Genomic DNA, 868 nt, shown 5'->3' on the forward strand with positions numbered 1-868 from the left:
AGAGGTGTATAAGAGACAGGGCCAGGAGGGGCCACCAGGGCCCGCCACCGAGCGGGTCCACCCAGGCGGGGCGCTCCCCGCCTCCCACCTCACGGGGTGGAGGAACGGGCGCCCCCCTCCCGGGTCATGGGAAGCACGAGTGCGGAAGGCGGAACTGGCGGAAGGTGAAAGCCTCCCCACGTCTTCTGGTGACTGATACACAACGAAGCTACAGGGCGGGGGGAGCGCGAAGAGATAGACCCCCTGCGGCTCAAAGACTTGCAGAGACAGGGAGGCGGCAGGTGAGGGAAGATGAAGTCATGAAGGACACGGCCAGTGGGGAGCCGGACCCCCAGGAAGGTGAGCGGCTCAAGGGCCCGCCGCTCGGCGAAGTGCTCGAGTTCATGCGCCTGTTGTGGGCCGTGGACCACGGGCTCCAGTCCACCTCGAAGCGGATGGAGTCGACGCTGGGCCTCACCGGCCCGCAGCGACTGGTCATCCGGCTGGTGGGACGCTTCCCCGGAATCACCGCCGGCACGCTCGCCCAGATTCTCCATGTGCACCCGAGCACCCTGACGGGCGTCCTCAAGCGGCTGGAGAAGCGCGGCCTGCTGGAGCGCAAGTCGGACCCGCTGGATGGGCGCAAGGCGCTGTTCGCCCTCACGGAGTCAGGGCGCGCGCTCGACATCCCCTCCGAGGGCACCGTCGAGTCCGCCGTGCAGCGTGTCCTCTCCCGGATGTCGCGCAACCGCATCCTCTGCACGCAGGACGTGCTCACCGCGCTCGCGCAGGAGCTGGGTGGCGTGCCGCATCCAGAAGAGGAGCTGGCCGCCGACTCGGCCGCGAAGAAGCCGGACTTTCGCTGAAGAAGCTCCACCCCGGCCCGCCC

The 868-nt window shown here is 68.9% G+C and carries 1 protein-coding gene; it reads left to right on the forward strand.

Features of this window, described 5'->3' with window-relative positions; genetic code table 11:
• Positions 1 to 299: 299 nt before the first annotated feature.
• Complete coding sequence (locus tag HUW62_RS47420) at positions 300 to 845, forward strand: MarR family winged helix-turn-helix transcriptional regulator (RefSeq protein WP_163863986.1); 546 nt, start codon at positions 300 to 302, stop codon at positions 843 to 845.
• The last annotated feature ends 23 nt before the right edge of the window (positions 846 to 868 follow it).

This window comes from Myxococcus sp. AM011 (genome assembly GCF_013372595.1).
Lineage (GTDB): Bacteria > Myxococcota > Myxococcia > Myxococcales > Myxococcaceae > Myxococcus > Myxococcus eversor.